Origin of the sequence: Neobacillus drentensis (genome assembly GCF_036962765.1) — a bacterium.
Taxonomy (GTDB): domain Bacteria; phylum Bacillota; class Bacilli; order Bacillales; family Cytobacillaceae; genus Neobacillus; species Neobacillus drentensis_C.
This window is the reverse complement of the sequence record NZ_JBALOS010000153.1, coordinates 1-3,001: the sequence shown is the minus strand read 5'-3', so window position 1 is coordinate 3,001 and position 3,001 is coordinate 1. Positions and strand designations below refer to the sequence as shown.

Below are 3,001 nucleotides of genomic sequence, written 5' to 3'. Positions count from 1 at the left end.
ATCACAACTAGCGAATTAAAAGAATTTTCGAAAGAGAAACTTGAGGTTCTTGCCCTATTTAAAGATTTTAACAGTGGGTACAAGTTTACGACCCAAATTATCAAAAATGAAGACGTAACCGCTAAAGAATTGGCTGTAGTGAGCGAGAATCTTCAATCCCTTCCTGGGGTAGACACTACTACCGACTGGGAGAGAAGTTATGCTTTTGATCAAACCTTAAAATCGGTGTTAGGAAAAGTAACCAAATCAGATGAAGGACTGCCTGCTGATCAATTAGAGTATTTTTTAGCAAGAGGTTACAGCCGTAATGATCGTGTCGGCAAAAGTCAGCTTGAATGGCAATATGAGAATGTCCTGCATGGTTATAAATCAAAAGTAAAAAATGTTACTGATAAAACAGGTAATGTAATCGAAAATCATCCCGTATCTAATGGAAAAAAAGGGCAAGACCTTGTCTTAAGTATTGATATGGATTTGCAAAGGAAGGTTGATCGAATTATTGAAGAGGAGCTCTGGGCTGCCAAACGTTATCCGGGCACATATCTAACTGACCGGGCTTATGTGGTCTTAATGAACCCCAAAACCGGTGAAGTTTTAGCTATGTCCGGTAAAAAAATAGTTCGAGATAAACAAACTGGCAAAGTAGAAATGGAAGACGATGCCATCGGTACGTTTACGACTACATATAACGTAGGTTCCACGGTCAAGGGAGCAACTATTTTAACAGGATATAAAACAGGTGCTATTGCTCCAGGGACGATTTTTGATGATAAAGGCTTAAAAATCCAGGCCACACCTTTAAAAAAATCTTATGCCTACTTAGGCAGATTAAATGAAATTAATGCCTTAAAATTATCTTCCAACGTTTATATGTTTCATACTGCGATCAGAATTGGAAAAGGGCATTATGAGTATGATAAACCATTAAATATAAGCGCAAAGGCTTTTAATACTATTCGAAACTCGTTTGCCTCATTCGGGCTTGGGACAAGGACTGGCATTGATTTACCGAATGAACAATCCGGATTCAAAGGTCAGAGTCATCTACCTGGCTATTTGCTTGACCTTGTTATTGGACAATACGATACCTATTCTGCCATGCAGTTGGCACAATATGTTTCGACAATCGCAAATGGCGGTTACCGAATGCGTCCGCATGTGGTCAAACAAATGCTTGAACCAAAAGAAGGAACAAGTGAACTTGGACCTGTTGTAAAGGAGATTTACCCAACCGTCCTAAATACAATTGATATGAAACCTGATTGGATGTATCGCGTCCAGTTAGGTTTTAGAAAGGTTATGCATGAACGTGGCGGCACTGCCTATAAATTTTTTGGCACTGCACCGTACTCTCCTGCAGGTAAAACTGGTACAGCAGAAGCCTTTTATGATGGCCCAGAACGGTACAGATTCGGTATAGAACCACCACCAGTTATGAACCTTAGCTTGGTAAGCTACGCCCCTAGTTCAAATCCTGAAGTGGCCATGGCGGTTATTGTACCATGGGCTTATCAGGGGAAAAAAGACAACCGTGCCAACCTAAAAATTGGCCGTCGTGTCCTGGATACTTATTTTCAAATGAAGAAATAATCATCATTTCTGTGGGTGCCGTAATATGGCATCCTTTTTATTTCGTTATTCTCTACGTTCATTTTTCCTCAGCACTGATTTCACTGCCTTTTCAATTTCTGCATAACCCGTGCAGCGACAAATATTTGATTCCAGCCATTCTTTGATCATGTTATCATCGGCATCGGCATGCTGTTCAATTAATGAGTGACAGTTCATGATAAACCCAGGTGTACAGTAGCCGCATTGGAACGCAAAGTTTTTGACAAAAGCCTGCTGGATTGGAGTATTCTCCAACCCCTCAATGGTCGTTACTTTTTTTCCATCTGCTTCAACAGCAAGCATAAGACATGATTTCATCGGCCAGCCCTCAACATTGACCGTACAAGCGCCACAGTCCCCGTTTAAACAGCCAGGCTTCGCACCAGTCAGACCAAGTTTACCTCGTATTGCATATAAAAGTGTATCTGCTGACCGCACCACTATACTCCGCTTTTCTCCATTGATCTTTAACATAATCGTGTGAGATTTCACCTTTGCCCCTCCTTCCTTCTATAAATCTATAAATCTCAAGAATTCAAAGCAGCCCACACATCTAACAAAAGATTCCGCAAGACAAATAGCCTGTATTGGGCTGATCCTTCAACATCATCTAAAATTGGCTTTGGTAAGGTGGCAAGGGCCGCATCAATCCTTGCAGCGATTGGGATTTCACGGTTATTTAAAGATGCTTCCAATTCCTTGGATCGAAACGGAAATGGGCACAAGCCACTGATTGCGACGCGCACTTCGTGGTCCAATTTCAATGCTGCAATTGTAATTAATGGATACCCCATATTCCACTGCTGACGACGCTTAATACTAACAAACGGCGCTCGAATAAACCGGGTATCACTTACTAATTGAACAAGGAATTCCCCTTTTTTCAATTGAAGCTGTTCATGAAAGATTTCATTTATCGGCACCATCTTTTTTCCTTCCGGTCCCACAAGTAAAACTTGGCTATCCGCTAATAAAAATGGTAAAACGGCTTCTCGATAAAAAATTCGTGCACAAATATTCCCACCTAACGTAATTTTCCCTCGAGCTGTATGGTCGGCAACTTCACTGGCTGTTTTTGTTAATAATGGAAATGGATTTGCCTCTTCAATCTTTGTGAGGGTGAGCGTACTGCCAAGCAGCAAATGGTCACCATTAACCTGCATGACCTTGGTTTCAGAAATATCTTTTATATCAATAACGGCTTCGGTATATTCTAAATCTATTCTTCCAAGCGTAATTAACTCCGTGCCCCCCGAAAAGAACATCGGTTTCTTTCCATGCTGATCTAAATCCTGATATAAATCAACTGCCTCTTTTAAGGTGGCTGGCTTATAATAATCAAAATCAAAGGGAAGCATTATTTTTGCGCCTCCTTTGCTTTCCAAATCAA

Annotated in this window: 3 protein-coding genes; 1 reads left to right on the top strand and 2 read right to left on the bottom strand. The window is 40.9% G+C overall.

The genetic code is table 11. The features are described 5' to 3' along the window. Positions 1 to 1,590: peptidoglycan D,D-transpeptidase FtsI family protein (locus V7137_RS18910; RefSeq protein WP_335699511.1), on the top strand; the 1,590-nt coding region annotated here is incomplete at its 5' end. 45 nt (positions 1,591 to 1,635) lie between these two features. On the opposite strand, the gene V7137_RS18905 is transcribed toward V7137_RS18910, so the two are convergent. Together V7137_RS18905 and V7137_RS18900 are read right to left on the bottom strand one after the other, a co-directional pair. Further along, the gene (locus V7137_RS18905) at positions 1,636 to 2,085 is read right to left on the bottom strand and encodes a (2Fe-2S)-binding protein (protein ID WP_335699549.1); all 450 of its coding nucleotides are present in this window, start codon (positions 2,083 to 2,085) and stop codon (positions 1,636 to 1,638) included. 53 nt (positions 2,086 to 2,138) lie between these two features. Then, complete coding sequence (locus V7137_RS18900) at positions 2,139 to 2,969, bottom strand: FAD binding domain-containing protein (RefSeq protein WP_335699548.1); 831 nt, start codon at positions 2,967 to 2,969, stop codon at positions 2,139 to 2,141. Positions 2,970 to 3,001: the final 32 nt, after the last annotated feature.